This window comes from Guyparkeria halophila (assembly GCF_034479635.1).
Classification (GTDB): domain Bacteria; phylum Pseudomonadota; class Gammaproteobacteria; order Halothiobacillales; family Halothiobacillaceae; genus Guyparkeria; species Guyparkeria halophila.
The window spans coordinates 1,958,379-1,985,308 of record NZ_CP140153.1; the positions used below are offsets into that span (position 1 = coordinate 1,958,379).

At 67.2% G+C, this 26,930-nt stretch carries 22 protein-coding genes; 2 read left to right on the forward strand and 20 right to left on the reverse strand.

What is annotated here, in order from left to right; translation table 11 throughout:
- Positions 1-139: 139 nt before the first annotated feature.
- From SR882_RS08880 to SR882_RS08930, 11 genes are all read right to left on the reverse strand, one after another.
- Positions 140-799 (reverse strand): DUF1614 domain-containing protein, encoded by a 660-nt coding sequence (locus SR882_RS08880; RefSeq protein WP_322520890.1) that lies wholly within the window; start codon positions 797-799, stop codon positions 140-142.
- Entirely contained in the window at positions 799-1,446 is a 648-nt protein-coding gene (locus SR882_RS08885; protein ID WP_322520891.1) for a class I SAM-dependent methyltransferase, read from the reverse strand. The genes SR882_RS08880 and SR882_RS08885 overlap by 1 nt, the downstream gene beginning before the upstream one ends.
- 46 nt (positions 1,447-1,492) lie before the next feature.
- Positions 1,493-2,104, reverse strand: coding sequence for a YiiX/YebB-like N1pC/P60 family cysteine hydrolase (locus SR882_RS08890; RefSeq protein WP_322520892.1), 612 nt, complete (start codon positions 2,102-2,104; stop codon positions 1,493-1,495).
- On the reverse strand, positions 2,086-2,397 hold the full coding sequence (locus SR882_RS08895; RefSeq protein WP_322520893.1) for a hypothetical protein: 312 nt from the start codon (positions 2,395-2,397) through the stop codon (positions 2,086-2,088). The genes SR882_RS08890 and SR882_RS08895 overlap by 19 nt, the downstream gene beginning before the upstream one ends.
- A 93-nt stretch (positions 2,398-2,490) precedes the next feature.
- The gene (locus tag SR882_RS08900) at positions 2,491-3,960 is read right to left on the reverse strand and encodes a di-heme oxidoreductase family protein (RefSeq protein WP_322520894.1); all 1,470 of its coding nucleotides are present in this window, start codon (positions 3,958-3,960) and stop codon (positions 2,491-2,493) included.
- Between the two features lie 11 nt (positions 3,961-3,971).
- Positions 3,972-5,117 (reverse strand): imelysin family protein, encoded by a 1,146-nt coding sequence (locus SR882_RS08905; RefSeq protein ID WP_322520895.1) that lies wholly within the window; start codon positions 5,115-5,117, stop codon positions 3,972-3,974.
- Between the two features lie 42 nt (positions 5,118-5,159).
- Complete coding sequence (locus tag SR882_RS08910) at positions 5,160-6,215, reverse strand: LbtU family siderophore porin (protein ID WP_322520896.1); 1,056 nt, start codon at positions 6,213-6,215, stop codon at positions 5,160-5,162.
- 284 nt (positions 6,216-6,499) lie between these two features.
- Positions 6,500-7,426, reverse strand: a complete 927-nt coding sequence (locus SR882_RS08915) for a metal ABC transporter permease (protein ID WP_322520897.1) — start codon at positions 7,424-7,426, stop codon at positions 6,500-6,502.
- Entirely contained in the window at positions 7,426-8,631 is a 1,206-nt protein-coding gene (locus SR882_RS08920; protein WP_322520898.1) for a metal ABC transporter permease, read from the reverse strand. Before SR882_RS08920 ends, SR882_RS08915 begins: the two co-directional genes overlap by 1 nt.
- Positions 8,631-9,443, reverse strand: a complete 813-nt coding sequence (locus SR882_RS08925; protein WP_322520899.1) for a metal ABC transporter ATP-binding protein — start codon at positions 9,441-9,443, stop codon at positions 8,631-8,633. The genes SR882_RS08920 and SR882_RS08925 overlap by 1 nt, the downstream gene beginning before the upstream one ends.
- Positions 9,440-10,411: a metal ABC transporter solute-binding protein, Zn/Mn family gene (locus SR882_RS08930; RefSeq protein WP_322520900.1), complete on the reverse strand. Its 972-nt coding sequence runs from the start codon at positions 10,409-10,411 to the stop codon at positions 9,440-9,442. Before SR882_RS08930 ends, SR882_RS08925 begins: the two co-directional genes overlap by 4 nt.
- A gap of 202 nt (positions 10,412-10,613) precedes the next feature.
- On the opposite strand from SR882_RS08930, the gene SR882_RS08935 reads away from it, so the two are divergent.
- Complete coding sequence (locus tag SR882_RS08935) at positions 10,614-11,513, forward strand: HPP family protein (RefSeq protein WP_322520901.1); 900 nt, start codon at positions 10,614-10,616, stop codon at positions 11,511-11,513.
- On the opposite strand, the gene rnt is transcribed toward SR882_RS08935, so the two are convergent.
- The 6 genes from rnt to mrcB all read right to left on the reverse strand — a co-directional run bounded on the left by rnt (position 11,506) and on the right by mrcB (position 21,079).
- A complete protein-coding gene (rnt, locus tag SR882_RS08940; protein ID WP_322520902.1) occupies positions 11,506-12,165 on the reverse strand; it encodes a ribonuclease T in 660 nt (219 codons plus the stop codon). The genes SR882_RS08935 and rnt overlap by 8 nt on opposite strands.
- A 7-nt stretch (positions 12,166-12,172) precedes the next feature.
- A complete protein-coding gene (gene folD, locus SR882_RS08945) occupies positions 12,173-13,033 on the reverse strand; it encodes a bifunctional methylenetetrahydrofolate dehydrogenase/methenyltetrahydrofolate cyclohydrolase FolD (protein WP_322520903.1) in 861 nt (286 codons plus the stop codon).
- 114 nt (positions 13,034-13,147) lie between these two features.
- Complete coding sequence (locus SR882_RS08950; protein ID WP_322520904.1) at positions 13,148-15,709, reverse strand: putative bifunctional diguanylate cyclase/phosphodiesterase; 2,562 nt, start codon at positions 15,707-15,709, stop codon at positions 13,148-13,150.
- A 188-nt stretch (positions 15,710-15,897) separates the two neighbouring features.
- Positions 15,898-17,919, reverse strand: a complete 2,022-nt coding sequence (locus tag SR882_RS08955) for an ATP-dependent DNA helicase (RefSeq protein ID WP_322520905.1) — start codon at positions 17,917-17,919, stop codon at positions 15,898-15,900.
- Positions 17,916-18,518, reverse strand: coding sequence for a tetratricopeptide repeat protein (locus tag SR882_RS08960; protein ID WP_322520906.1), 603 nt, complete (start codon positions 18,516-18,518; stop codon positions 17,916-17,918). Before SR882_RS08960 ends, SR882_RS08955 begins: the two co-directional genes overlap by 4 nt.
- Positions 18,519-18,616: 98 nt before the next feature.
- Positions 18,617-21,079 (reverse strand): penicillin-binding protein 1B, encoded by a 2,463-nt coding sequence (gene mrcB, locus SR882_RS08965; protein WP_322520907.1) that lies wholly within the window; start codon positions 21,077-21,079, stop codon positions 18,617-18,619.
- 168 nt (positions 21,080-21,247) lie between these two features.
- On the opposite strand from mrcB, the gene SR882_RS08970 reads away from it, so the two are divergent.
- Positions 21,248-22,762 carry a bifunctional aminoglycoside phosphotransferase/ATP-binding protein gene (locus SR882_RS08970; RefSeq protein ID WP_322520908.1) on the forward strand — a complete coding sequence of 505 codons (1,515 nt, stop codon included), beginning with the start codon at positions 21,248-21,250 and terminating at the stop codon, positions 22,760-22,762.
- A gap of 166 nt (positions 22,763-22,928) precedes the next feature.
- On the opposite strand, the gene SR882_RS08975 is transcribed toward SR882_RS08970, so the two are convergent.
- Genes SR882_RS08975 through alaC form a run of 3 tightly spaced genes read right to left on the reverse strand, consistent with a single transcriptional unit; the run spans position 22,929 to position 26,913 of the window.
- Positions 22,929-24,365, reverse strand: a complete 1,437-nt coding sequence (locus SR882_RS08975; RefSeq protein ID WP_322520909.1) for an exonuclease domain-containing protein — start codon at positions 24,363-24,365, stop codon at positions 22,929-22,931.
- Complete coding sequence (locus SR882_RS08980) at positions 24,362-25,675, reverse strand: homoserine dehydrogenase (protein ID WP_322522410.1); 1,314 nt, start codon at positions 25,673-25,675, stop codon at positions 24,362-24,364. The genes SR882_RS08975 and SR882_RS08980 overlap by 4 nt, the downstream gene beginning before the upstream one ends.
- 29 nt (positions 25,676-25,704) lie before the next feature.
- Entirely contained in the window at positions 25,705-26,913 is a 1,209-nt protein-coding gene (gene alaC, locus SR882_RS08985; RefSeq protein ID WP_322520910.1) for an alanine transaminase, read from the reverse strand.
- Between the last annotated feature and the right edge of the window lie 17 nt (positions 26,914-26,930).

The window sequence follows — 26,930 nt, forward strand, 5'->3', positions numbered from 1 at the left end:
TGTAGGTCGGGCTTCAGCCCGACAGCCGCCCAAGACGCCCCTCCCTGCTGAAACCGCATCACCTGTCATCCGGGTGGAATGTCGGGCTGAAGCCCGACCTACGGATGACGGTGATCATCTGGTAAGGGGCTTGGCCGCCTCAGGCCAACAGCACCGCGATGATGCCGGTGATGAAGATGCCGTCGAAGGTGCCCGCCCCGCCGATGGAGGCCACCGGCGAGCCCATCTTGCGGATGTCCTTCAGACGCAGCAGATCGGCCCCGATCAGTACGCCGAGCGTGCCGCCCACGTAGGCCAGGGCGGGACTGTGTGCCGGGTCGATCAGGATCCCGGCCATGGCGGCCGCCAGCGGCGCGATGATGATCGGCATGCCGATCCCGATCCCCGGCACGGGACGGCTGGCGTAGTACGACACCGCGGAGACCGTGATCACGGCCAGCAGGTAGTCGAACACGGCCGCCCCGGCATGAAGCATCAAGTAGGCGGAGAATGTCAGCGGCAGCAGGCAGCCACCCAGATTAACGGCCACCGTCGTGACGCCCTCGAAGGGGACCTGCCTGTGCTTGAGCAGGCTGCGAAACGGTTCGGGGGGCGGTTCGTCGGGCGCCTGGGCCTGCATGCGAAACAACGGCACATTGACGAGGCTGCCCATTAACGAAACGAACAGGAGCGTCATGCCCGCCTCCGGATCGAGCCCCAGCTTGTCGAAGGCGAGCTGCAACGCCCCGACCTGAACCAGGACGAAGAGCAGGAAGAGCCCGAACAGGGCGAACAGGAACGGACCGCCCGGCATCGGCATCACCCCTCGTTGATGGCCGAGACGACCACGAAGGCACATTGGCCGCACCCGGACCGCAGGGGCTCGATTTCCCGCATTCGCTCGGGTGAGTGGGACAGGGTCTGGCCCCAGGCATCCACGCGAAAGCCGCCGTCATCGAGCATCGCCGCCACCTCCTCGGCCGAGTGGAAGCTCGCCTCAAGGTAGAACACACTCTCGTGGCGGTGTGTGGCGTAGACCTGGCCAAGCGGGCTGTCGCGGTCGATGAAGCCGATTACCAGCCGCCCACCCGGCCTGAGCACGCGGCGGGCCTCGGCGACCATCGTCGCGGGCGAATCCAGGAAGCAGATCGTGGTGACCAGCAAGACGTGATCGAAACGGTCGGCCGCAAACGGGAGTGCCTCGCCAACGCCTTCGACCACCTCGATACCGCGCTTGGCCGCGTAGTGCAGCATGGCCGGTGACGGGTCGACGCCCACCTGCACGCCCAACGGCCCGGCAAAACGACCGCTGCCCACCCCGATCTCCAATCCGTCGCCCTCCCGGGGCACGAACGCCCGCAGGGCGAGCAGTTCGGAGACGTAGGCGGCCTCATGGCGCTCGAACCAGTCTTCATAGCGCCGATGATGGGCCTCGAAGGCGGCGTCTCTAGCCATGCCGATGGCCATGCAGTTGGGCCCCCCTCCTGCGGTGACAAATGCGTTTGCGAGCCATTCACCGCGCCCCGGCGACGACCGACGGCGTCCATTCTCGCTCCGCGAGGGTCCGCCCCAGGGTCACCAGTCGATCGACCGGCACGTAAGCGCGACCGGCGGCGCGTGGCAGACTGTCATCCCCGGGCGTCATCGCGACATGGCCCAGCGCACGCCAGACCAGTTCGGAGCAATACATGGCCGGATGCTGGTCGAGACGAAACCGGGTATCGAAGGCGGTCTCTCGCCTCAGGTGATCGACAAGCCAGTCGCCGACCCGCGTCCGCTGCCGGGAATCGAATGCGGGTCGCACCACCTGCACGTACCGAGCCTCCGCGGTGAACGCGGCGACCGACTCGCGTCGGATCTGCCCGCCCATCGGCGAGCCATCCATGTGGACCACGCTGGCATCCTCCCCGGCACGGATCACCATGCCGACATGGCTCCAGCGGCTGTCGGCATCGGCAAACCGGCGGGCGACAAAGCCCCAGGCACTGTCATTGCCCAACAGCACGATGTCGCCCGTCTGCAGCGGCAGCCGTGGGGATTGCGTGGGCGACTGGGCCTGGCCAAGCGGTGCCACCAGGAGGGCCATGAGCGCCGCCAGGCGGATGATCAGGGGCGCGTCTCGCACTGCTTCGCGGCGATCATCAGTTCCTGGAAGGTATTCTCATCGAGACGCGCCCCAACCTCCTCGAGCGGAGCGTCCTCGGCCAGCATCAGCTCGACCAGCTCACCGAACTGCTCCTCGCTCAGGTTCTTGTCCAGCCGCTCACTCATGCAGGCGCAGCCTTCGGCATCGCCGGAATTCTTCTCGCAAGCCGCCTCGAAATCGGCCTTGGGACTCGAACACCCTGCCAGCACCAAGGTCAAAGCCCCGGCCAATGCGGTCAGGCCAACGACCTTCCCTGTCTTCGATTGCTTCATATTCAGCTTTCCTTGGATCGATACGCTTTCTGCTGCCAGCCCCTGAACGGGACTGCGCCCAGTTTACCGTCGCAACCAGTCCGAAACGAGTCGTTAAAGACTGTGCAGGAAAGTCAGCATGGCATCGCGCTCAGCATCACTCATCCGGCGGAAGGCCTCGCGAGCGAGCCTGGCTTCCCCGCCGTGCCAAAGAATGGCCTCGGCCAGCCCGCGTGCGCGGCCGTCATGCAGGTAGAAGCGATGCCCGGTGACCAACTCGTTCAGGCCGATGCCCCACAGCGGCGGGGTGCGCCACTCGCGCCCGGTCGCCTCGAAGTCGCCGCGACCATCGGCCAGCCCTTCGCCCATGTCATGCAGCAGGAAGTCCGAGTACGGCGCGATCTCGCGGTTCGACAGCAACTCGATGCCGTCCGGGTGTTCGCCGGTGGTCAGCTTCGGCAGATGACAGGCGGCGCAGCCCGCCTGCTCAAAGAGCCCCTCGCCGCGTCGAACCTCGGGGTTGTCGACGAAGCGGCGCGAGGGGACGGCCAAGGTCTGGGTGTAAAAGACAACGTCACCCAGGATGCGTTCGCCCGCCTCGGGATCGGGTCGACCCGTTTCGCTGTTCCAGCCCAGTTCGGTGTCATCCCTGGCGTCATCCCGGTTGACGGCTGCGCCGGGGGCTTCCTCCGGAAACACGACGTTGGTCACGCCCATGTCCTGGTGATAGGCGCCCGCGTTCTGCTGGCGCAGCGAGGGGTTGTTGGCCTTCAGGCCGATCCGGCCGATGACCCGCTCGCCGGTCTGTGCGTCGAGCACCCGGTTGACCCGCCCGCTGATGCCGTCACCGTCGGCATCGTCCGGATCGGCCAAACCGCGCAGGGTCTCCGCTTCGATCGCCTCGATGTAGCCACGTCCGTGGATAGGTGGCGCGACCCGCGGCGAGGTCTGGATGTCCTCGACCGTGTAGCCGGCCTCGGCCAGCGCCTCGGGATCGGCCAGCCCGGTCAGTTCGAATACGGGCCAGCGCAGCTGGTAGGGGGTGCCGTCGGCGTACTCGTCCGTCCTCGTGCGCCAGCGCACGGTGACATTCGCCTCGGGTACGGCCCCGGCCACCGCCTGCTGCTGGAGCTGCGTACCCATGCCGGGCACCGGGATCGGCCCGATCTCGGGGTCGTTGCCGAGGCTCACGCGCAGGAACATCGACTCGGCATCCGCGAGATTGCTGCGACCGTCCGCCGGATGGGGTGGCGGCTCGCCCCGCGAGTCGCGCGGGTGACAGGCCTCGCAGCTCGAGGCGTTGAATACCGGCCCCAGACCGGGACGAATGGCGTTGCCGCTGGAGACGAACGGCGTCTCGAAGTCGGCATCGCCGCGGGTAAACCGGGCCACGTCTTCGTCGGAGAGGCCCGGCAGCGGATGCGAGAAGGCGTTGCTGGTGGCCGAATCGACTGTCACGGGCGGCCGTTCGTCAGCCAGGCACGGCAACGCGAACACCAGCAAGGATGGCAGCAACACCGAGCACAGGCCCGGGCGAACCGGGCCAACGCTCGAAATGCGCCCTGCTCCAATCAAACGGCTCATGTCGACCTTCCTCACTCAAGCGCACCCGCCAGGCGCGCCTGCAACTGGCGCACCGCGTCGACCGCCGCCCGGATCTGCGCCTTGTGACCCAGCTCGCCGTCGGCGACCACCTCGGCGAAGGCGAATCGTCCACTGGCGTCCGCGGTCTCGCCGATCGCGTCGATCCGCCCCAGAGCGAGGAGGAAGGCCCGATCGACCGCCTCGACATCCGCATCATTCGTCGCGACAAGCGCCCGCAGTCCGAGACCGGACTCGATGCCGTCAAGCGAGCCGAGCCAGAGGTTGCGGATGCCCACGACGTTGTGACGCATGTCGGCGCGAGTATTGCGCGCGTAGGGCGACTCGACTCCATACGGGTGGCCCGATTCGAGTGGCTCGCCCAGCTTGGCGGCCGCCAACTCGTCGGCGATGGCATCCATGCCCTCGGCGAGTTCCTGCAACGCCCCCCGTACCGCCGGGTACAACCGTGAGTCCGGCGTGCCCGCCGCGGCGAGCTGACGGGCATGGCCGTCATCACCCTGCCAGGCGTCGGCCATGGCGGTGGCGTGGTCGTCCAGATCTGCGCCCAGCGAGGCCAGCAAGGCCCGCTGACGCGGGGCGGCGCCCAGCCGTGCCGCGGCCGTCTCGGCGGATTCGCGACCCTCGGCGACCGGCTGCTGCCAGAGCAGGTATTCGATCGCGTGAAAACCCTTGACGTCACCGTCGAGCCCACCGACCGCCGCGGCGTCCAGCGGGGCGTCGCCGTCGATCAGCCCGGCGAGCTCGCGCAGGTCGATCGGCCAGGAATCCATGGCCGGGTCGTGACCATCGGTGTCCACCGGGCCGAATAGGTGCGCCTCGCCGGTCTCCCAGTCGGCGCGCGCTGCCCGCCAAGCGGCCCGGGCGGCGATCACGTTCTCGGCCCCGGGCCGCTCCTCGAGTGCGGCCAGCTGCACCGCGAGCCGCTCGGTGGCATCGGCCAGGCGGATATAGTTGCGGGCGATTACGTGCGTGGCGGTGTGTTCCAGCACGGTCTCGGCACCCAGGTTGCCCCAATCACCCGAATCGCCCCGATCACCCGGCGCGGCCTGCAGGCCCGGTGCGGCCAGCGCCAGCCCGCAGGCGAGTGTCAGGGTGGTGAGGCGGAGGGTCTTCGTATTGTGGATAAGAATGCTCATGGCTTGATCCTCGCAATGCGTTAGTGCCAGTCACGGAGACGCTCAGAAGGCGACTGCGAGCTGTGTGGTGAAGGTGTCGGCCGACTCGCCCGTGCCGCCGTCGGCCACGGAATAGTCCTCATCAAGGGCGTATTCGAAGGAAAGGGCTGTGTGGGGGAATATCTCGACTGAGAGCGCGGCGATCACGCGGCTCTCCGGCAGTTCGAGGGCCAGGGCTTCGTCGGTACCCTGGTAGCCGATGCCGGCGCGGGCAGGCCGGCCCATCAGGTCGAAGCCGTAGCTCGCTTCGACGTTCCAGGCAATCGGCTGGGCACCACCGCCGTCGAAGGCCAGTTCGGAGGCATGGAAGGAATCGCTGGCCGTCAGATACTCGCCCACCAGCAGCATCTCGTCGATACCAAGCGTGGCGCTGGCGGTCCAGGCACCGATCTCGTCGGTGTCCGCCCCGCCCGTATTTGCCTTGACGGCTTCCTCGAACCCATCGGATTCGCCCAGACTGTTCATGTAGCCGGCGGAAAGTGCCAAGTCGGCGGCAGCGATGCTCCCGATCAAGCCGGCGGTCGCGCCGAAGCCGTTGACCTGGTTCTCGTCCTCAAGATCCCCGTTGAAGGCATAGACCTCGGCGGAAAAGCCGCGCAGGCCGATACCTGCCGAGATCGCTGTCTCACGTGTTTCACCCAGCTCCAGGGTGAGCGGGTCGGAGACCATGGCGGTCTCGTACACGCCGAACGGTACGTAGAACTGACCGGCGCGCAGCGACCAGAGACTGTCCTCGGCACCGAGCATCACGCTGGCGGTGTCGATCTCTAGCGGGGTGTCGTTCTCCTCGTAGAGCGTCGATATCTCGGCGCTGAGCCAGTCGTTGATCGCCGCCTCGAGACCCAACGTCCCGATGGCCAGGACGATGTCGCTCTTGTCGCCGGCGGTGTAGGGGCTGGCGTGATAGGCCTCCACCTCGACGGCGCCACTGACGGTCATCTGCGGGTAGCGCTCGGGCTCTTGGTCCTTGTTGTCGGCCTCCCGGGCCATGGCTGCCTGCGAGGTCAGCGCAAAAAATACGGCGGCCGCCAGCCGGCTTTGATGGATGATTCGGCTCATGCCCATTCCTCGATGTATCGGGATCCTGGAAGGACCCGTTGTTTTCGAGGGCTGGCTGGCGGCGGCTGGCTTGCCCGTGATCTCGATCACCGGCACAGGCGGCGAATCGAAGGACGATTAAACTAAATGCGAATCATTACGAGGTCAAGTCCTTTTTGCATTCATGAGGAGAGGGATCAAGACAGGCGGAGAATCGACGGAGGGGTTGCGCCTGCCCCGGGAAGGAAGCTGAAGAAGCACGTGAGCACGGAAAGGATGTTGCCCGGAACTCGTAATCGGGGGTTTCAGGTGGCCCTCGAAGCACCGCTGGACTGGCGATGCGGGGCATAGAAGGCGGCCAGGGCCAACACCAGGCCGGCGACCGTGGCGATCATGCCGGCCGCGCTGACGGCGTCGTCGGCACCCAGCCACAACGGGCCGTAACCGGCCAGCACGTAGCCCATCACCGCCGAGAAGACGGCAAAGGCCACCGACCAGAGTACCTGGGCCTCGAGTCGGTTGGTCATCAGGCGGGCGGCGGCCGGCGGACAGATGAACATGGCGATCACGATGATCGAACCCACGGCATCGAAGGCGGCCACGGCCGCGATTGCCGCCATGATCACGAGACCGAGGCCGATCAGGTTAGTGCGCATGCCCAGCACCCGGGCAAAGCCCTCGTCGAAGGTGGCAATTTTCAGCGGCCGCCAGAACACCACGGTGAAGACCAGCATCAACAACGCCACGATCGCGATGCGTGTCAGCTCGGGAGGCAACCCCGCCAGCGCGACCGGGTCGAACAGCGACTCCCAGCCGCGGGCCTCCACCCAGATCAGGCTTTCGAGATTGCCGTACAGCGCGTGTTGCACGTCGAGGTGCACCGAGGAGGTGTCCGACTGCTCGAGCAGCAGTACACCGAAGGCGAACATGGCCGTGAAGGCGACCCCCATGGCCGCGCCCGGCTCGATCCGCCCCAGGCGACGGATCAACTCGATCAGCAGCACGGCCACCACCGCCGCGCCAGCCGCCCCGGCCATCATCGCCCAGGAATTGACCGTGCCGCTCAGCAGAAACCCGACCACGATCCCCGGCAGCACCACGTGACTGATGGCATCGCCGATCAGGGCCTGCCGGCGCAGCACCAGGAAGTTGCCCGGCAGGGCGCAGGCGATCGCGGCGAGCACGCCGATCAGGATCGGCACCAGAGAGAGCATCACGAATTCGGCACCCATCACGTGCAACCCTCCCCGACTTCGGCAAGCTGCCGGTCGATCTCGCGAATCTCGTCCTCGGTCAGCACCACCTCGATCGGGCGCAGGCCGTCGTAGCGCGACACGATCGCCTCGTGGGAATGCATCCGCCGGGCCACTGCCCAGCGTGACTCGTCGCGACAGGCCCTGGCCGCCCGCCAGCGACCCAGCTCGGTGGGCACCCCGTCGGGGCGAGCCAGCCCGGCCCTGACCAGCAGATTGAGCGTATAGCGCTCGTAGATGGGCAGATCCTGGGCGATCGCGAGCAGCCCCTGGCGCAGGTGGATGCGCCGCTGCTGGCGGCGGTGGCGCAGCCAGCCGACCAGCAGGCCGCGTCCCGGCGCGAACAGCATCGACAGGGCAAACAACGTGAATGCGGTCAAAACGATGATCGGCCCGGTGGGCAGCGCCGGTGCCGTGGCCGAGATGGCCGCACCGATAAAGCCCGACAGGCCGCCGAACACACCGGCGATGCCGAGCACCCGGTCGCTGCGGTCGCTCCAGAAGCGGGCGGCCACCGGCGGGATGATCAGCAACGCGACGATCAGCACCAGTCCGACCACCTTGAGCCCGATAATGGTCACCGCCATCACCAGCCCCATCATGGCGAGATCCACCCGGCGCACGTCGATGCCGGTCGCTGCAGCGAAACCGGCATCGAAGGCCACCAGGGTCATCGGTCGACGCATTGCCCATACCGCGAGCACCGCCAGAGCCCCGGCGACCGCGATCAACACGGCGTCACCGAAGAGCATCCCGGCGGTCGCGCCGAGGAGGAAGTCTGTCAACCCGGCCGGACGGCCGATCGAGACCGTCTGGATCACGGTCAGCAAGACCACGCCGAAACCGAAGAACACCGACAGCACCGCGCCGATGGCGGCATCCTCGGCCAGGCGCGTGCGCCGGGTGAGCCAGTGCATGCACAGCAACCCCGCCCCAGCGGTGAGCGCCGCGCCGAGCATCAGCCCGGCCAGGTGGCGGCCATCGCCCCCCAGGGAGGCCATGACCAGAAAGGCCAGCCCCACGCCGGGCAGGGTCGAGTGGCTGATGGCATCGGAGACCAGGGCGCGCTTGCGCAGGAACAGGAAGGTGCCGGCCGCCCCGGCGGCGATGCCGAGCAGGGCCGCGCCGATGGCCACCAGCGTGGCGTTATAGCCCAGCTGCAGGGTCAGTGCCTCAAGCAGCATCAATGACCACCGAGCTGCAGTTGATCCATCAGGTTGGCCGCCAGGCGCCCGCCGTAGGCCTGCTGCAGGTGATCCTCCGTGAAGGCCTCGGCCACGGGCCCCTCGGCGACCTTGTGGACGTTGATCATCATGACGTGATCGAAATAGTCACGCACCGTAGACAGATCGTGGTGGACCGCGACGACGGTGCGGCCCTCGGCCTTGAGCGTCTTGAGCACGTCGATAATGGCCCGCTCGGTGGCGGCGTCCACGCCGGCGAACGGCTCGTCGAGCAGGTACAAGTCGGCGCCCTGCGCCAGCGCCCGGGCAAGGAACACCCGCTGCTGCTGACCACCGGAGAGCTGGCCGATCTGCCGGTCGGCGAAGTCGCGCATGCCGACCCGGTCGAGACAGTCGAACGCGCGCTGGCGGTGACTGGCGTTCACCCGGCGCAACAGGCCGAGTTCGCGCGCCAGTCCCATCAGCACCACGTCGATCACCCGGGTGGGAAAGTCCCAATCGACCGACGCGCGTTGCGGTACGTAGGCGATCCGCCGGCGGCTCTTCGTCAGCGGCCGGCCGTAGACGGTCACCACGCCCGACAGGCGCGGCACGATGCCCAGCACGGCCTTGAGCGTGGTCGACTTGCCCGCGCCATTGGGACCGATGATCGCGGTCATCGAGCCATCCTCGATGGTCATGTCGAGCGAAAACACCGCCGGCTTCTGCCCGTAGGCCACCGTCAGGCCGCGCACGGCAAGCGGCTTGTCCGACAGCTCGGCAAGCGGGGCGGCAGCCTCGTCGCCCTGGCCGAACGGCATGCGCAGACTCATCGAGCCCCCTCGCCCAGTCGGCCCTGCATGCCGCCCGTCGGCGCCTCGCCGCCGAGGGCACGCACGATGGTGGTGACGTTGTGATCGATCATGCCGAGATAGGTACCCTCGTAGCTGCCCACCGTTCCCATGGCATCCGAGTACAGCGTGCCGGCGACGCGTACCTGGTGGCCACGGGCGCCAGCCCCCTCGACCAGCGCCCGCACGTTGCGCTCAGGCACCGAGCTCTCGACGAACACCGCGCCGATGTCGCGCTCGACCAGCAGGTCGACCAGGTCACGGATGCGGCGCAGGCCGGCCTCGGACTCGGTGGAGATGCCCTGGATGCCGATCACCTCGAAGTCGAAGGCACGACCGAAATAGGCGAAGGCGTCGTGGGCGGTCAAGAGTACGCGGCTGTCGGCGGGCACGCTGGCGGTCGTCTGCTCGGCATAGGCGGACAGTTGCTCGATCTCGGCCAGATAGGCCTCGGTGCGCTTGGCGAAATAGGCTTCCTGCGCGGGGCGGGCCTCGGCCATGGCATCCCGAATGGCGACCACCACATCGGCCCACAGGGTCGGGGCCATCCAGACGTGCGGATCGAACTTGTTCTCGTAGTCGGTGTGGCCGAGCAGACGATCCCGCGGCAGCACTTCGGCCACCGCAACCACCGTCTGACGACGCGAGAGGCGATGCAGGAACTCCTCCATCTGCGCCTCGAGGTACAGCCCGTGCGAGAGCACCAGATCGGCCTGCGCCAGCGCGACGATGTCGCTGCGGGTCTGACGATAGCTGTGCGGGTCGACGCCCGGGCCCATCAATCCCTTGACACGGACCGCCTCGCCGCCGATCTCGCGGGCCGCATCGGCGATCATGCCGGTGGTCGCAACGATCGACAGGCGCCCGTCCGCGTGGCCGGCAAGCGGCGCGGCCAACAGGACGAGCAGGGTCGAGAACACCAGCGCGCCTCGCCGTAAGTATCGCGTCACGGCGCTCGGGTGGATTGCTTGCCACAGCCCTGTCCATCCTGCCCTGTCATCTGCCTGCATCGCCCCCTCCTCACAAAAGTTAGTCAAGACTAACTTTCAACTTTATCCGCTCGGCCCGCACCCCGTCAATCTGGCCGATTGCACCATCACGGGGCAAGGGCGGTAGAATCCGCGCCCACCATTCGTTGCAGGTACCACCCGCATGACACAAGAGTCCCGGGTCAGGTGCGCCCTGACGCTTATCCAGAACTTCATCGGCCCCGGCACAACACGGATCGGTTGGCGCGAAGTGGTCATTGCCGGCATCGCCGCGCTGATCGGGATCTGGGCGGTCTACACCCTGACCAGCTGGGTCGCCGGCCCGTGGGTCGCCGTCCTGATGGTCGGCTCGATGGGGGCGGCGGCCGTGCTGCTGTTCGCCGTGCCGCACGGGGCCCTGTCCCAGCCGTGGCCGGTGTTCGGTGGCCAGATCGTCTCCGCGGTGGTCGGCGTGAGCGCGGCGATGTGGATTCCCGACCCGGCACTGGCCGCGGGTGTCGCCGTCGGCGGCGCGATTGCGGCCATGCAGCTGCTGCGTTGCGTCCATCCGCCGGGAGGGGCGACCGCCCTGATTGCCGTGATCGGCGGCGCGCCGGTGCATGAGCTGGGGTATCTCTATCTGGCCGCACCGGTGCTGGCGAACACCGCGATTCTTTTCCTGGTGGCGGTGATCGCGAACTACCCGTTCCCATGGCGACGCTATCCGATCGGTCTTGCCCGCTGGGACGAGCCGCCGGCTCCACCATTGACGTCCAAACACCTGCAGGCCGCGGTGCGTGATCTCAATGTGGTGGTCGACATCACGCCAGCCGAGCTGGACGCCATCGCCCGTAGCGCCATTGCGCACGCCACGCAGGACACCTCGCCGTTGCAGGTACCGATCGGCGAGCGCTATGTGCATGCCGAGGCGAGCGAATCGGCCGGGGAATCGGCCGGGGAATCGGTAACCATCCACAAACGTTTCGAAGGTGAGGAGGACAGCCATGGCCGCGGCCGGATCACGCTCAACGTGGTCCCGCGATCGCAGGCAGACTCCGCAGAGGAGACCGGGCGTCCTACTTGAGCGGTTCGCGTACGCGCAGGGCCGCCCGGCCGTTCTCGGTGGAGAGCCGGTTGGTGATGTGGCAGAACAGCTCGGCGGTCTTCTGCGCGTCGTAGAGCGCGCCGTGGGCCCGACTGTTGTCCCACTCGAAGCCGGCGGCCGTGCAGGCCTTGGCCAGCACCGTCTCACCGACGGCCACGGCGGCGGCCGTCACCGTGTCGAGCGTGGAGAACGGATGGAAGGGGTTGCGCTTGTAGCCGGTGCGCTCACAGGCGGCCTTGACCACGGACAGGTCGAACGGCGCGTTGTGACCCACCAGGATGGCACGACGGGCGTTGAGTGCTTTTACCTGGCGACGGATCGGGCGGAAGAAGGCATCCAGGGCGGCACGCTCTTCCACCGCCTCGCGTTCGGGATCCGACGGATCGATACCGTGGATCTTGATCGAGACCGGGTCGACCACCGTCAAGGCGCTGGGATGCACCGAGACGGCAATCTCCTCGGTGGGATAGAGCCGTCCGTGCTCGTCGACGTCCAGTAGCACGGCGGCCAGCTCCAGCAGGGCGTGTCCCTGCGGGTCCAGCCCCCCGGTCTCGACATCGACGACCACCGGCACGAAGCCACGAAAGCGGCGCGCGATGGTCCAGTCGGGCTGTTCGGCGGCCTCACTCATCGGGCACTCAATCCAGGCCCAGCCGACGCCGCCAGGAGGTGACGGTGTTGTGCATCAGCATGGCGATGGTCATCGGCCCCACCCCGCCGGGCACCGGGGTGATAAACCCGGCGTGTTCGGCCGCGGCGTCGAAATCGACGTCACCATGCAGCGTGCCGTCCTCGCGACGATGGATGCCGACGTCGATCACGATCGCCCCATCCTTGATCCACTCGCCCTTGACCAGTCCCGGCTTGCCGGCGGCAACGACCACCAGGTCGGCTCGCTCGACGTGGGCGGCCAGATCCTGCGTGAAACGATGGCAGACGGTGACGGTCGCGCCGCCCAGCAGCAATTCCAGCGCCATCGGCCGACCGACGATGTTCGAGGCGCCGACGACGACCGCCTCGAGTCCGTGCAGGTCGCGGCCGGTCTCCTCGAGCAGCCGCATCACCCCGTAAGGCGTGCAGGGACGCAGGCCGGGCTGGCGGATGGCGAGCCGACCGATGTTGGTGGGATGGAAGCCGTCGACGTCCTTGTCCGGGTCGATGCGCTCGATGATCGAATCGGCGCTCAGGTGCTCCGGCAGCGGCAGCTGCACCAGGATGCCGTCGATACGCGGATCGGCATTGAGCTCGTCCACCAGCGCATCGAGTTCGCCCTGGCTGATCGTCTCGTCCAGATCGTGCGAAAACGATTCGATACCGAGCTTGTCGCAGGCCTTGCGCTTGTTGGCGACGTAGACCGAGGAGGCCGGATCGCCGCCCACCTGCACCACCGCCAGACCGGGCGGGCGGTGACCGTTCTCGGTGAAGGCGGCGATCGTCTCGGCAAGCCCGGCGCGCACGGTGGCGCCGACGGCTCGCCCGTCGAGGATTCTTGCAGTCATGGGGCGTGTCACGTGCGGGGAAAGGCGCGATTGTCGCATGCGCCCCCAAGCGACTCAACGACCCGACTCAACGGCCCGACTCACCACGACAGGCGCGAGACGGCATGCACCGGGCTACTCGGCCGCTGCCGGCAGGTAACGCATCGGCGACGGAGCCGGTCGGCCGATCAAAAAGCCCTGCGCGTAGTCGATGCCGAGTGCGCGCACCTGCTCGAGCACCTCCTCGCTTTCGACGAACTCGGCGACCGTATGGATCTTGAGCTCGCGCGAGAGCTCGGCGATCAGGCGCACGAAAGCGCGGTCGCGCGAGTCCTCCAGCAGATTAAGGATGAAGTCGCCCTCGATCTTGAGGAAATCGATCGGGAAGTGCTTGAGGTAGTGGAACGAGGAGAAGCCCGAACCGAAATCGTCGATCGCGAACTTGAAGCCCTCCAGCCGCAGTTCCTGGACGAACTTCTCCAGCAACTGGATGTTCTTGACCGTGTCGCGCTCGGTCAGCTCGAAGACGATGCGCGGCTTTTCCACCCCGGCCTCTTCCACGATCCGCCGCACCGTCGGGATGAACTCGGAGAGCACCAGGGCCCGCGGCGAGAGGTTGATGAACACCATGCCGTCAAAGCCGCTGGCGCTCACCTCGGCCAGTGCCTTTTCGATCATGATGTAGTCGATGCGGTCGATCACGCCCATCTTCTCGGCGATCTCGATGAACTCCGAGGCGCCCATGATGGTGTCGCCCAGGTCGATGCGCGAGAGCACCTCGACCGCCTCGATGCGATCGGTCCCGGTGGCAAGGATCGGCTGGAAGTACGGAACGATCCGTTTTTCCTCGACCGCCCGCAGGATCGTCAGCCCCTTCTCGCTGATCGAGCGGAACACGTCCATGACGTCTTCCTCGCTCGGTACCGCGACGCGCGCCTTACCCTCGGCCTTGGCCTTGTACATCATGTTGTCGGCGAACAGGAACAGGTCCTTGGGCTCCTGGGCGTGGTCCGGGTAGACCGCGATGCCGATGGACACCGAGGCCGACACCGGGTCGCCATCCGGGGCGGTCAGCACGATGCCGTCGGTCTCGGCGAGCACGCGGTTGGCGGTCACGCAGGCCTTCTCGAGATCGGTCTCCGGCAGCACCACCACGAACTCGTCGCCGCCGTAGCGGGCGAAGATGTCGCCGCGCTTGAGCCCCTTGCCGATGGCATCGGCGAACGCCTTGAGGAAGGAATCGCCGAACGCGTGGCCGTAGCTGTCGTTGACCAGCTTGAAGTTGTCGAGATCGATCAACAGCAGCGCGAATCGCTGGTCGTGGCGCTGGGCGCGATCGATCTCGTAGCCGATCAGCTCCCAGAACACCCGCTGGTTGTAGAGGTTGGTTAGCGGGTCGCGGGTGGCGTAATACTCGAGGTCGCGGGTGTACTTGAAGATCGCCTTGACCGAACCGACCACGTTCAACAGCGTCGAGAGCACGCTCTCGATCACCAGCAGCCGGGTCTCGTCGTTGACCGTCTCCGCCTGCACGCCGATACCGACGATGCCGCCGATCTTGGGGGCATCGACCAGCAATGATTTCACCTGCACCCGCACGTCCGATTCGTCGAGCTCGATCGGTGGGCCGTCGTGATCGGCGACATGGTGATTGATGTGAACCAGGGCCGCATCGCTGAGACTGGGGTGACTGTCCATGTGCTCGCGCACCGCCCGCTCGAGCAACTCCCGGCTATCCACCGACGGTGGCGAGCGCCAGAACACGTCCAGGTCGAACAGCTCGTCGTCGACCTTGAAGATCGAGAACAGTGTGTAGGTCTCGATCACCTCGTTGATGTCGGTCATCAGCCGGCAGATGTAGTCGTGCCAGTCGCGGACGACCTCCGAGGTGATGATGAACTTCTCCAGCAGCTTGATCTCGAACTCGAGCAGGTCGCGATCGACCGCCACCGTCCGGAACTTGTCGACCAGTTCCTCGAAGCTCCTGAACACCCGGTTGAGTTCGTCGAAACCCAGATCGGTATCGCCCAGCGAGAGATTGCGCAGGTCGGCGACGCGGTTGACCTTGGCCGCGTTCTCCTCAAGCAACTCGACCGAACGGGTGATGCGTCGATTGACGAAGAAGGTGATCAACCCGGCCCCGATGACCGGCAGCGGTGCCAGCAGGATCAGCCAGAAGAAGAAGTTATCGCGCGCCTCGGCGATTGCCGCGGAGAAGTCCTGCTCGACATCGATCACGCCCAGCACGTCGCCCACCTCGGCGCTGGCGTGACAGGACAGGCACTTGGCCTCGGCCTTGAGCGGGAAGGTGTAGCGCACCGCGTGCTCCTCGACGTGTTCGAGGGTCTGTCTGGAATCGAACACCGCCGCGACCGATTCGTCGATGGGGGCCTGGTCGATCTGACCGTACTGCTCGGCGACGACCGGCCCGCGGAAGATCTGCAGATCGTAGCCACTGCCGGCGAGCGCCTGGCGGTTGGCCTCGACGAACCCCTCGAGCTGCTCGCGCGTCCAGCCGGAACTCATCAGCTGGTACATCGAGGCGAAGGTCGAGCGCGCCAGCAGGTCCGAGTCCTTGAGCGCACTCTGCTGCACGGACTGGTTGAAGATGCCGGAAACGATCAGGTAGGCCCCGCCGAAGAACAGCAACGAGACGAGCAGGGACATCGCGAGGATGAAGGACTTGATGGTGTGCATGCAGACGACATTGCAATGGCCGTGAACCAATCCGTTGAGGAACGGCCGCAGCGGGTTCCTCAAGCCTCCCTGGCTCGGACGAATGGCCTGATGGTATGAATACGGCACAAGTCGCGCAACGCAGCGGCACACTCAGTTAATGAAACACTGATGCACTCGTCACGCCGAGATGACGGCATCGAGGGGCGTCAAATCGTGTTTTTGCTGCTCTCGACCAGGGAGTCAGCCGGCGATTGCTTCGGGGGTTCGACCGGCCGACGCAACATGTCGCGCGCCACGCGACCGTCACGGGTGCGCCGCATCGGCGGCAGCGCATCGAGGATGGTGCGGCCGTAACCCTTGGACTGCAGGCGGGGATCGCAGAGCACCATCACGCCGGTATCGGCCGTGTCGCGGATCAGTCGGCCGACCCCCTGCTTGAGAGTGATGATCGCCTCGGGCAGTGCCATGTGCACGAACGGCACCAGCCCCTTGTCCTTGAGGCGCTGCTCGCGCGCCGCCCGCACCGGGTCACCGGGTGCGGCAAACGGGATGCGGTCGATCATCACCAGCGAGAGCGCCTCGCCACGCACGTCCACGCCCTCCCAGAAGCTCTGCGTACCCAGCAGGACGCCATTGCCCGCCTCGCGGAACGACTCCAGCAACGCGGACTTGGCCTGGGTGCCCTGTACGAACAGCGGCAGTTCGGTGAGGTGCTCGCCGAGCGTCTCGGCAGCGAGTTTCAACGCCCGGTGGGAGGTGAACAGCAGGAAGGCCCGACCACCGCTGGCCTTGAGCAACGGGTAGACCGCGCGCAGTGAGGCCAGCGTGTGCTCGCGCGCCCCACCCGGGCCGCTCGGCTCGGGCAGATTGGGCGGCAGGTAGAGCACGGCCTGCTCGGGGAAGTCGAAGGGCGACTCGACCTGCTCGCAACGGGCGTCATCGAGGTTCATGCGCCGAGTGAAGTGACTGAAGTCCTTGCCGGCGGCGAGCGTCGCCGAGGTCATGATCCAGGCGCGCGGCGCCGACTCGACATGCGACTTCAATTGCCCGGCCGCGTTGACCGGCGTGGTGTGCAGGGTGAACGAGCGAGTGCGGCGCTCGACCCAACGCACCGCGTGGCCCTGCGCCTCCGTCTTGCCTTCGCGAAAGGCGGTGAGCTCGTCGCGCAGGCCCTGCGCCCGACCCAGCAAGGCCTGCAGGCCCTTGCCTCGCGGGGCGGCGATCTCCAGTTCCTGCACCAGGCCGTCGAGGGCTTCGCCCAGGCGACCGAGCGACTCGGTGACGCTGGCCTCGTCGGCCAGATCGGCCCAGGGCACCCGTTCGTTCTCGATCCGTGTCAGCGCCTCGAGCACCGGATCGGTCGCCCCCTTGAGGGTGTCGGCTGCCTCGGCCAGGCCCGGCTGGTCGCGCGCCTCGTGCTTCTGTTCGGCGCGCGTATCGGCGGCGAGATCGCGCAGCTGGCGCGAACCGATCGCCTCGCCGAAGAACATCGAGGCGATCTCCGGCACCTGGTGGGCCTCGTCGAGCACCACCACGTCGGTCTCGGGCAACAGTTCGGCAAACCCGGTCTGGCGCAGGGCGAGATCGGCGCAGAACAGGTGATGGTTGATCACCACGATATCCGCCTTCTGTGCCCGCTCGCGCGCCTTGACCACAAAGCACTCGTCATAGAGCGGGCAGTCGCGACCCAGGCAGTTGTCGTTGGTCGAGGTCACCAGCGGCCAGATCTCGTGATCGTCGCCGACGCCGCTGCAGTCGGCGCGGTCGCCATCGATGGTGCGAGTCGCCCAATCCCGGATGCGGGCCAGTGCCCGGGCATCCTCGCGCCGCGGCAGGCGCGCCTGCTCGTCGGCCAGCTCGAGGCGATACTTGCACAGGTAGTTCGCCCGCCCCTTGAGCAGCGCCACCTTGGCCGTGACGCTCAGCAGGTCGCGCAGACGCGGCAGGTCGCGATCGAACAATTGATCCTGAAGATGCTTGGTGCCGGTGGAGATCAGGGCGCGCTTGCCCGACAGCAGCACCGGCGCGAGGTAACCGAAGGTCTTGCCCACGCCGGTACCCGCCTCGAGCACCAGCGTGTGCTGGTCATTGATCGAATCGCGGATCAGCTCGGCCATGCGCCGCTGGCCCGCGCGGGGTTGATAGCCCTCGAAGGCCCCGGCCAATCGCCCGTCGGGGCCGAAGACGTCCTCGAGCCCCAGCTGATTGTGGCGGCCCGCCTCGGTCATGCCGCGCGGGCACCCTCGGCGCGGCCGGCCGACTCGCTACCCGCGCGTTCCTCGGCCTCGCGCGCGCCGGCCTCGTCGCCCTGAGCACGGCGGGCCTTGGCGACCAGCTGCCAGGCGGCCGACAAGGTGCGGTTGTCCCGGGCGTGCTCGACCGCCCGCAGGGCCAGCTGCTCGGCCTGTTCGGGCTGATTCTGCGCCAGGCGCAATTGGGCAAGGTCCAACCACAAGCGAGCGTTGCCCGGTTCGATCTGCACCGCGCGCTCCAGCGTCGATTGCGCGCCGGCCAAGTCCCCCGATGCACGCCGCTGGTCGGCCTGGCGCACCAGGGCGAGCACGGCCGGCGAGGTGGCCGGCTCGCTCGATTGCTCCTGGCGATCCATCGGCAAGGCCTCTTCCTGAATATCCGGGGTGGACAGGGGGGTCGAGCGCACCGCGGGCTGCGGCTGGGGCGCCGGTTCGCTGCGCGGCTCGGAAGAGCCCGGCGGCGGGGTCATCGGGGCACAGGCAGCCAACAACAGGCCGGCGCAGCCTGCCACCAGGCCGCGAGCAGCGGACAGGGCCGGCAGGCGAGATGGTTCGGTCACGGGGCTGCTTTGCATGGGTCGCTACCTGATTAAGTCCGTAAAGGTTGGGTCATCGTAACCCGGCAAGGCCGGGCGCGGGGAGCCGCCCACTCACCCGACCCGGGGTGTGCCGCTCAGCGAAACCAGTCCCAGATCGTGCCGGCGCCCTCGCCGTCTTGACGCCCGCCATCGCAATCGGCGGCCGGTTCGGGCCGATGCGCGGCGATGAACGGCAGCGCTTCGCCCGGGCAACGGTCCGGCACCACGAATTGCCGCTCGGGGTCGACCCGGGCGAAACGCACCCCACGCGGCGGGGTCATGTCGCGTGGCTGGTTGTCGAGCCCGGCAAAGGTCGCCCCCCATAGCGGCAGGGCCGCGGTCGAGCCGGTCAGGTTGGCCGGCCGGTCGTCGTCCCGCCCGACCCAGATCACGCCGACCCGATTGCCGGTAAAGCCGGCGAACCAGGCGTCGCGACCATCGTTCGTGGTACCGGTCTTGCCGGCGACGCCCACCGACGGCGGGATCATCTGGTTCAACCGCGTCGAGGTCCCTTCCGCCACCACCGTCTGCAGGCCGTACTGCAGCAGGTAGAGCGGCTCACGGTCGGCGGCACGCCGCACGTCGAGGGAGTAGCGTGACAAGGGCTGCCCGTCGCGATCGACCACGCTGCGGATGGCGCGCAGCGGCGTCATGAAGCCGTCGGCCGAAAGCGTCTGGTACATCTGCGCGACCTCGAAGGGCGTCATGCCCATCGAGCCGAGCAGCATCGAGGGGTAGAACGGCGACGGCCGCGGCCCGCCAAGGCGCTCGATCGTCTCGGCGACCGACTCGAGCCCCACCGCCATCCCCAGGCGCACACTGGGCACGTTGCGCGAATGCGCCAGCGCCTCGATCAGCGGGGTGGGCCCGTGGAATTCGTTGCTGTAGTTGTTCGGCTGCCAGTCCTCCGAGCCCCGTTGCTCGACCGTGATGGGTTCGTCGGCCAACGGGGTGATCAGGTTGTAGTCGGCCGGCCGCGACAACGCGGTCAGGTAGATCGCCGGCTTGATCAACGAGCCGATCTGGCGGCGGGCGTCCAGGGCGCGATCGTAGCCCTCGTAATGGGTGTCACGCCCACCGATCATCGCCTCGATCTCGCCGGTGCTGACCGAGGCGATCACCCCGGCGGTCTCCAGCGTCCCGGCCTCGAGCCCTCGACTGGCCTCGACCTCGTCGAGACGGGCCGTGCTCTGCTCGAGCGCCTCCTGCACGCGTGGCCTCAGCGTGGTGAAGATGTTGAGCCCGCGCGTCTTCAGGTCGTCGGGGTCGTATTGCTCGGTCAGCTGACGGCGGACCAGGTCGACGAACGCCGGATGGCGCGCCCGCGAACCGGCCGTCTCGAGCACGCCCAGGGGCCGGCTCTGCCATTCGCCCCCCGTCGTTTGATCGACCAGCCCCAACTCGATCATCACGTCGATGACCACATTGCGCCGGGCGAGCGCCCGCTCGGGATTGCGGCGCGGGTTGTAGTAGTTGGCCCCCTTGACCATGCCCACCAGCAAGGCGACCTGCTCGGGCCGGAGTTCGTTGATCGGCCGGCCGAAGTAGAAGCTCGCCGCGAGACCGAAGCCGTGGATCGCCCGCCCGCCGTCCTGGCCGAGGTAGACCTCGTTGAGGTAGGCCTCGAGGATCTTCTCCTTGGGGTAGTGCCACTCCATCTCCAGCGCCATGATCATCTCGGCAAACTTGCGCCGGTAGGTGCGCTCGTGGGTGAGAAAGAGGTTCTTGGCCAGCTGCTGGGTGATGGTGCTGCCGCCCTGCACCCGCTCGCCCGAGACCAGGTTGGTCAGGAACGCGCGCAGGATGGCGGTGGGCACCACGCCATAGTGGTCATGGAAGGCACGATCCTCGACGGCCAGCAGGGTATCGAGCAGCAGGGGCGCCTCTTCCTGCACCTCCTCGATCGCCAGCAGCACCCGGTCCTCGGCGCGATTGGGATAGAGCGTACCGATCGAGCGCGGCTCGAGGCGGACGATGCCGAGCGATTCGCCGCCCGGCCCGTCAAGCTCGGTCACCTGCCCGCCGACCACGCGCACGTCGACACGACGGGACGGCTGCTCACCATCCGGGAAGGCAAACGAACGACGGTGAAACGAGACCTGGTTGCCGCGGCGGCGGAATGTGCCCGTCTCCTCGAGCGAATCGGCCGCCACGTAGTTGAGACGCTCCAGCGCCGCGGTCAGGCTGTCGATGTCCGTCGACTGGCCGACGTAGATCTCGTCCGGCGCGGCATAGACGGTCGCCGGCATGGTGAACAGCGCCCCTTCGAAGCGCTCGGTCACCCGCTCGTTGAGATACCACGCCCAGGCGCCCAGCAGGGGCAGGCCAATGGCAACCGCGATCAGCAGACCGCGCATGCCCCAGCCGAACAGTCGCGCGCGCCAGCCGCGACGAGACGCCCCGCTACCGCGTGAGGCACCCCGCCTCGTTCCCTGTCTTGCTCCTTGGCGTCGGGTCGGGCTGGACTTGCCGCTCGCCGTCCGGCGACTGCGTCCTCCCTTGGCGCCCCGCGCCGTCCCCTTGGTCTTCGTGTTGCCGCTGCCCTTGCTGGATGCCACGTTCAACCCACGCTGTTACACTTTTGAAAATGAATCCGACCGCAACATGGCGCGGTCGGGCCGCCAGTCTATCAGGCCCCGAGTGCGGGCGAGCGGCCGCCAACCGGCGTATCGCCACTCGTCCACCCGCTGGGCCGCATGCCCGATTCGACCTACCAAGGAGCGCCCATGGCCGAGCACCCGCAAGAGCGACTGATCGAACGGTTCAAGGAGAACCTCGCCGAGAGCGATTCCTCCCTCGAGCACCTGCAGACCCATATCTCGCACGTGTTCCTGACCGGCCCCTGGGCCTACAAGGTCAAGAAGCCGATGAACTTCGGCTTCCTGGATTTCTCCAGCCTCGACCGCCGTCGTCACTTCTGCGAGGAGGAGCTGCGCCTCAACGCCCGCCTGGCCCCCGAGCTCTACGACAAGGTGCTGGGCCTGGATGCCGATGGCAAGCTGATCGAGGCGGACGACGGTGCCGAGGAATTCGTCATCCGCATGCGCCGGTTCGACCAGGCGGATCGACTCGACCACGTCGCCCGTCGCATCGGACTCGACGAGGCCCTGGTCGAACAAATCGCCGACCAGATCGCTGCCTTCCACGCCAAGGCCGAGGTCGCCGCCGCCGAAACGCACTTTGGCGAGCCCGACACCGTCTGGGCCCCCATGCAGCAGAACCTCGAGCAGATCGCCCCGCTACTGGAGACCGATGCCGATCGCGATCGGCTCGCCGAGATGGAGCGCCTGTCGCGCGCGGCCTTCGAGTCCATCCGGCCGACCCTGCAGCAGCGCAAGCGCGAGGGACATATCCGCGAATGCCACGGCGACATGCACCTGGCCAACATGGCCCTGCAGGACGGGGCTGTGACCATCTTCGACGGCATCGAGTTCAATGACGATTTCCGCTGGACCGACACGGCCAACGATCTGGCCTTTGCGCTAATGGATCTGCACAAGCGCAAGCTGATCGGCCCGGCCCGCCAGCTGCTCAACCGGTATCTGGAGATCAGCGGGGACTACGAGGCCCTGCCGACCCTGCGCTTCTACCAGGGTTACCGCGCCGCGGTGCGCGCCAAGATCGCCCTGCTCGGGCTGCGCGACGGCATGCCCGATGAGGAACGCGAGGCGGCCTGGGCCGATTTCCGCGACTACACCGATCTCGCCAACGCCTTCTTCACCCCGGCCCAGGGGGAGTTGTTCATCACCATGGGCGTGAGCGGCAGCGGCAAGTCGCTGGCCAGCCGCGAGCTGGTGCTCGCCCGTGGCGCGATCCGGGTGCGCTCGGATGCCGAGCGCCAACGGATGTTCACCGATCCGGCCGAGCGCTACACCCAGATGGCGAGCGACAGTACCTACAATCGTCTGGCGGAGATTGCCCGGCTGGGGGCGCAGAGCGGTTGGCCGATGGCCATCGACGCGACCTTCCTCGAGCGCGTCCGTCGTCAGCAGTTCGAGACGCTCGCCGACGAGATCGGCGTGCCCTACACGATCCTGTTCATCGAGTGCGACAACGAGCAATTGCTCGAGTACCTGCGCGAGCGCCAGGCCCACGGCGGCGACATCTCGGAGGCCGACGAGCAGGTCCTGCAGCAGCAGCTGCAGAAGCTCGAATCCCTCGGCCCCGACGAGGCGCGCCACTGCGTGCGCCTGAAATGCGATACGCCCTTCGGGCCGCAGATCGCCGAGCGGCTGGGGTGATTGGCGGTAGGGCCTGCCACCCGCCGGCAAGCATCACGTGAGATTGGGGCGCCTGCAGAGGTTTCGCGGCTAAAACCGCTCCTACGGTTTCCCGTAAACTCGCGTAGGAGCGGCTTTAGCCGCCAATCGGGTCGGCTGGCACGTCGACCGCCACGATTCGCCCGCCCTACTCGACCGGCTCGACCACCGCCCCGCCGCGGATGGCATCCACCGCCAGGCGATACATGTCGATGTCGAGCGGGTGCTCGTCGCCATCGGCCAGCAACTCGGCCATTTCCGCCTCGGTGCGGGCCGTGCCGAGATAGCGCCAGTGGCGGAAGAGGTGGCGCTCTTCGCGCTCGTCGCGCGTCTCACGGATCGCCATCGCGCCGGCATAGGGCCAGGCCTCGAAGGCCAGCGGTCCGAGGGCCTGCTTCAAGCGCAGCCGGTGCGCGATCTCGGTCTCGCGCCCGGCGCACAGGCCGGCGCACTGCCCGATCTGGTAGGCAAAGCAGGCGCGCCCCGCCCTGTTCTCCAGCCCGAGAAACTGCGGGCACAGCCGGTATTCCTTGGCCAGCTCGCCCAGGCGTTCGCGTGCCTTCATCCGCGAGCGGAACACCCCGTGCACCCGCCCCAGGTCGGCGGGATCCAGCTCGTCGACCTGCACCAATCGCGGCGGCTCGCCGGACTCGTCGTCCCAGTACCAGGCCAACAGGCCACGGCGCGCGCGCAAGCGGCGGTTGAAGATCGGCTGCTCGCGCTTGATCAACCGGGCCTCGGTGAGCAGCGCCCCGATTTCCCCGGCCGTCTCGATCCAGTCGATCTCGTGCGTCTGCTGCGCCATGCGCATCTCGCGGTCGTTGCGATGATCGTCGGCGAAATGCGAGCGCACCCGCGCGCGCAGGTTGACGCTCTTGCCCACGTACAGCAATGCCCCCTCCTCACCGAAGAAACGGTAGACGCCCGGCACGGCGGGCACGGCATCGAGGCGCAACGGGTCGAGATTGGGTGGCGTGCTGGCACGGCGGATCTGGCGCCCGAGTGCCTCCAGCACCACCTCGACACCGTCACGCTCGACAAAGCGCGCCAGCAAAGCCGGCAGGGCCTGGCAATCGCCCATCGCCCGGTGACGATCGCCCACGGGCAGTGCGTGGCGGCTAATCAGGGAATCGAGGTTGTGGCGCCGCTCGCCGCGGTCGAGCAATCGCGACAGCTTGACCGTGCAGAGCTCGCGCAGCGCAACCACCTGTCCGGCGGCGCGAAAGGCATTGCGCAAAAAGCCGGCATCGAAGCGGGCGTTGTGGGCGACCAGCAGGCGACCGTCGAGCATCGAGCGCAGCTCGTCGGCCAGACGGGCGAATACCGGCGCCCCGGTCACCATGTCATCGCTGATGCCGGTCAGGCGGGTGATGGTCGGTGGAATCGGCACACCGGGATCGACCAGGCACTGGAACGGCTCGCCCACCACCCCGCCATCGACGGGGATGACGGCGATCTCGGTGATTCGGTCGCGCGTGGGGCGCGTACCGGTGGTTTCCAGATCGACGAAGGCCAGACGGTCAAAAGGCGCTGGCAACGATGCCAGCGCCTCCATGCGCATGCCGGGTTGGGGGAAGTCAGTCAACCGTCGAGCGACTCCACCCGCATGCGGACCACCGGGGCTCGAACCGTGTCGAGCGCCTCGATCTCGACCAGCGCATCGTCCATGTCCTTCTCGCGCACCTGGTGGGTGAGCATCACGATGGGGAGCGTGCGCTCGTCCTCGGTCATCTCCTTCTGCATCATCGCCTCGATGGAGATCTCGTGGTCGGCAAGGATCTGGGCGATGCGCGCCAGCACGCCGCGCTTGTCCTCGACGGCAAAGCGCAGGTAGTAGGCCGTGGCGATCGACGCCATCGGCACCACTGGCATGTCGCTGATCTGATCCGGCACCACGGCCAGATGCGGCACGCGGTGGGTCGGATCGGCGGTGAGCGTACGCACCACGTCGACCAGATCGGCGACCACCGCCGAGGCGGTGGGCTCGGCGCCGGCACCGGCGCCGTAGTACATGGTCGGGCCGACCGAATCGCCCCAGACCAGAATCGCGTTCTTCACGCCGTCGACGTTCGCCAGCAGCCGACTCTCGGGGATCAGGGTCGGATGCACGCGCAGCTCAACGCCGTCGTCGCGCTGGCGCGCGATCCCCAAGTGCTTGACCTGGTAGCCGAACTCGCCGGCGTAACGCACGTCATCGGTCTCGATGCCGCTAATGCCTTCCGTGTAGACCTCGTCGAACTTCAGCGGCATGCCGAACGCGATCGCCGCGAGGATGGTCAGCTTGTGCGCCGCGTCGATCCCCTCGACGTCGAAGGTGGGATCGGCCTCGGCGTAACCCAGGTATTGGGCCTCGGCGAGCACCTCGGCGAAGGCACGGCCCTCGTCGCGCATGGCGGTGAGGATATAGTTGCCGGTGCCGTTGATAATGCCCGCCAGCCATTCGATCCGGTTGCCCGCCAGCCCCTCGCGGATCGCCTTGATGATCGGTATGCCGCCGGCCACGGCCGCCTCGAAGGCGACCATGGTGTGATGCCGCTGGGCCAGCTCGAACAGCTCCATGCCCTCGTGGGCGACCAGGGCCTTGTTGGCGGTGACCACCGGCTTGCCCAGCTCGAGCGCGCGGCGCATCAGGTCGCCGGCCGGCTGCATGCCGCCGATCAGCTCGACCACCACGTCGACCTCGGGGTTCTCGACCACCTCCATCGGGTTGGTGGTCAGCAGGATGCCGTCCAGCGGGCAGATACGCGGCGCGTCGAGGTTGCGCGCCGAGGCGTGCACCACCTCGATGCGACGCCCGGCGCGGCGGGCGATCTCCTCGGCATTGCGGGCCAGGACATTGACCACGCCCCCACCGACGGTACCCAAACCCAGCAGGCCAACACGGACCGGCGGCAATTGTTCGTATTGATTCATCTGCATTTGGCTCATTGTCCTCCCTCCGACGGCACGGGCACTCCGTGGGCACGGAACATCGCCTTGATGCCACGGATCGCCTGCCGGGTGCGGTGTTCGTTCTCGATCAGGGAGAAACGCACGTGATCATCGCCGTAGTCGCCAAAGCCGATGCCCGGCGACACGGCCACCTTGGCTTCGGCGAGCAGCAACTTGGTGAATTCCAGCGAGCCCATGTGGGCAAAGGCCTCGGGGATCTTGGCCCAGACGAACATGGTCGCCTTGGGCGGTTCGACCGGCCAGCCGGCCGCGTTCAACCCCTCGCAGAGCACGTCGCGGCGACGCCGGTACATGTCGCAAATCTCGTCCACGCAGGTCTGATCGCCCTCGAGCGCAAGGATCGAGGCCACCTGGATAGGCGTGAAGGTGCCGTAATCGAAGTACGACTTGATCCGCGCCAACGCGTTGACCAACGTCGGGTTGCCCACCATGAAGCCCACGCGCCAACCCGGCATGTTGTAGCTCTTCGACAGCGTGAAGAACTCGACCGCCACGTCTTTGGCGCCCGGCACCTGCATGATCGACGGCGCCTTGTAGCCATCGAAGACGATGTCGGCGTAGGCGAGGTCATGCACCACCCAGATGCCCGCCTCGCGGCAGATCTCGACCACCTTCTCGAAGAACTCCAGGTCCACGCACTGCGTGGTCGGGTTGGCCGGGAAGTTGAGGATCAGCATCTTGGGCTTGGGCCAGGTCTCCTTGATCGCCCGGGTGAGCTCCTCGAAGAAATCCACCTCCGGCGTCAGGCGCACGTGGCGAATGTCGGCATCCGCGATCACCGAGCCGTAGGGGTGGATCGGGTAGGCCGGGTTGGGCACCAGCACGGTGTCGCCCGCCGACATGGTCGCCATCGCCAGGTGGCCGAGGCCCTCCTTGGAACCGATGGTGACGATCGCCTCGGACTCGGGGTCGATCTCCACCTCGTAGCGGTTCTTGTACCAGTTGGCGATCGCCCGACGCAGCCGCGGGATCCCCTTGGACTGCGAGTAGCGATGCGTGTCGCCGCGACGGGTGGCCTCGACCATCTTCTCGACGATATGCGGCGGTGTGGGCTGGTCGGGATTGCCCATGCCGAAATCGACGATGTCCTCGCCGGCGGCACGCGCCTTCGCCTTGAGCTCACCAATGATATTGAAGACGTAGGGCGGCAGTCGCTTGATGCGGGCGAAATGTTCGTTCACTTGGATTCTGATGCGTC

What these genes read in the sequence shown, in the direction of transcription:
- SR882_RS08910 (WP_322520896.1), bottom strand. Translation starts at nt 6,215, where the DNA reads ATGAGCCGAATCATCCATCAAAGCCGGCTGGCGGCCGCCGTATTTTTT.
- SR882_RS08935 (WP_322520901.1), top strand. Translation starts at nt 10,614, where the DNA reads ATGACACAAGAGTCCCGGGTCAGGTGCGCCCTGACGCTTATCCAGAAC.
- SR882_RS08960 (WP_322520906.1), bottom strand. Translation starts at nt 18,518, where the DNA reads ATGCAAAGCAGCCCCGTGACCGAACCATCTCGCCTGCCGGCCCTGTCC.
- SR882_RS08920 (WP_322520898.1), bottom strand. Translation starts at nt 8,631, where the DNA reads ATGCTGCTTGAGGCACTGACCCTGCAGCTGGGCTATAACGCCACGCTG.
- SR882_RS08955 (WP_322520905.1), bottom strand. Translation starts at nt 17,919, where the DNA reads ATGACCGAGGCGGGCCGCCACAATCAGCTGGGGCTCGAGGACGTCTTC.
- SR882_RS08885 (WP_322520891.1), bottom strand. Translation starts at nt 1,446, where the DNA reads ATGGCCATCGGCATGGCTAGAGACGCCGCCTTCGAGGCCCATCATCGG.
- rnt (WP_322520902.1), bottom strand. Translation starts at nt 12,165, where the DNA reads ATGAGTGAGGCCGCCGAACAGCCCGACTGGACCATCGCGCGCCGCTTT.
- SR882_RS08895 (WP_322520893.1), bottom strand. Translation starts at nt 2,397, where the DNA reads ATGAAGCAATCGAAGACAGGGAAGGTCGTTGGCCTGACCGCATTGGCC.
- SR882_RS08905 (WP_322520895.1), bottom strand. Translation starts at nt 5,117, where the DNA reads ATGAGCATTCTTATCCACAATACGAAGACCCTCCGCCTCACCACCCTG.
- SR882_RS08915 (WP_322520897.1), bottom strand. Translation starts at nt 7,426, where the DNA reads ATGGGTGCCGAATTCGTGATGCTCTCTCTGGTGCCGATCCTGATCGGC.
- SR882_RS08950 (WP_322520904.1), bottom strand. Translation starts at nt 15,709, where the DNA reads ATGCACACCATCAAGTCCTTCATCCTCGCGATGTCCCTGCTCGTCTCG.
- SR882_RS08880 (WP_322520890.1), bottom strand. Translation starts at nt 799, where the DNA reads ATGCCGATGCCGGGCGGTCCGTTCCTGTTCGCCCTGTTCGGGCTCTTC.
- SR882_RS08925 (WP_322520899.1), bottom strand. Translation starts at nt 9,443, where the DNA reads ATGAGTCTGCGCATGCCGTTCGGCCAGGGCGACGAGGCTGCCGCCCCG.
- SR882_RS08900 (WP_322520894.1), bottom strand. Translation starts at nt 3,960, where the DNA reads ATGAGCCGTTTGATTGGAGCAGGGCGCATTTCGAGCGTTGGCCCGGTT.
- folD (WP_322520903.1), bottom strand. Translation starts at nt 13,033, where the DNA reads ATGACTGCAAGAATCCTCGACGGGCGAGCCGTCGGCGCCACCGTGCGC.
- SR882_RS08970 (WP_322520908.1), top strand. Translation starts at nt 21,248, where the DNA reads ATGGCCGAGCACCCGCAAGAGCGACTGATCGAACGGTTCAAGGAGAAC.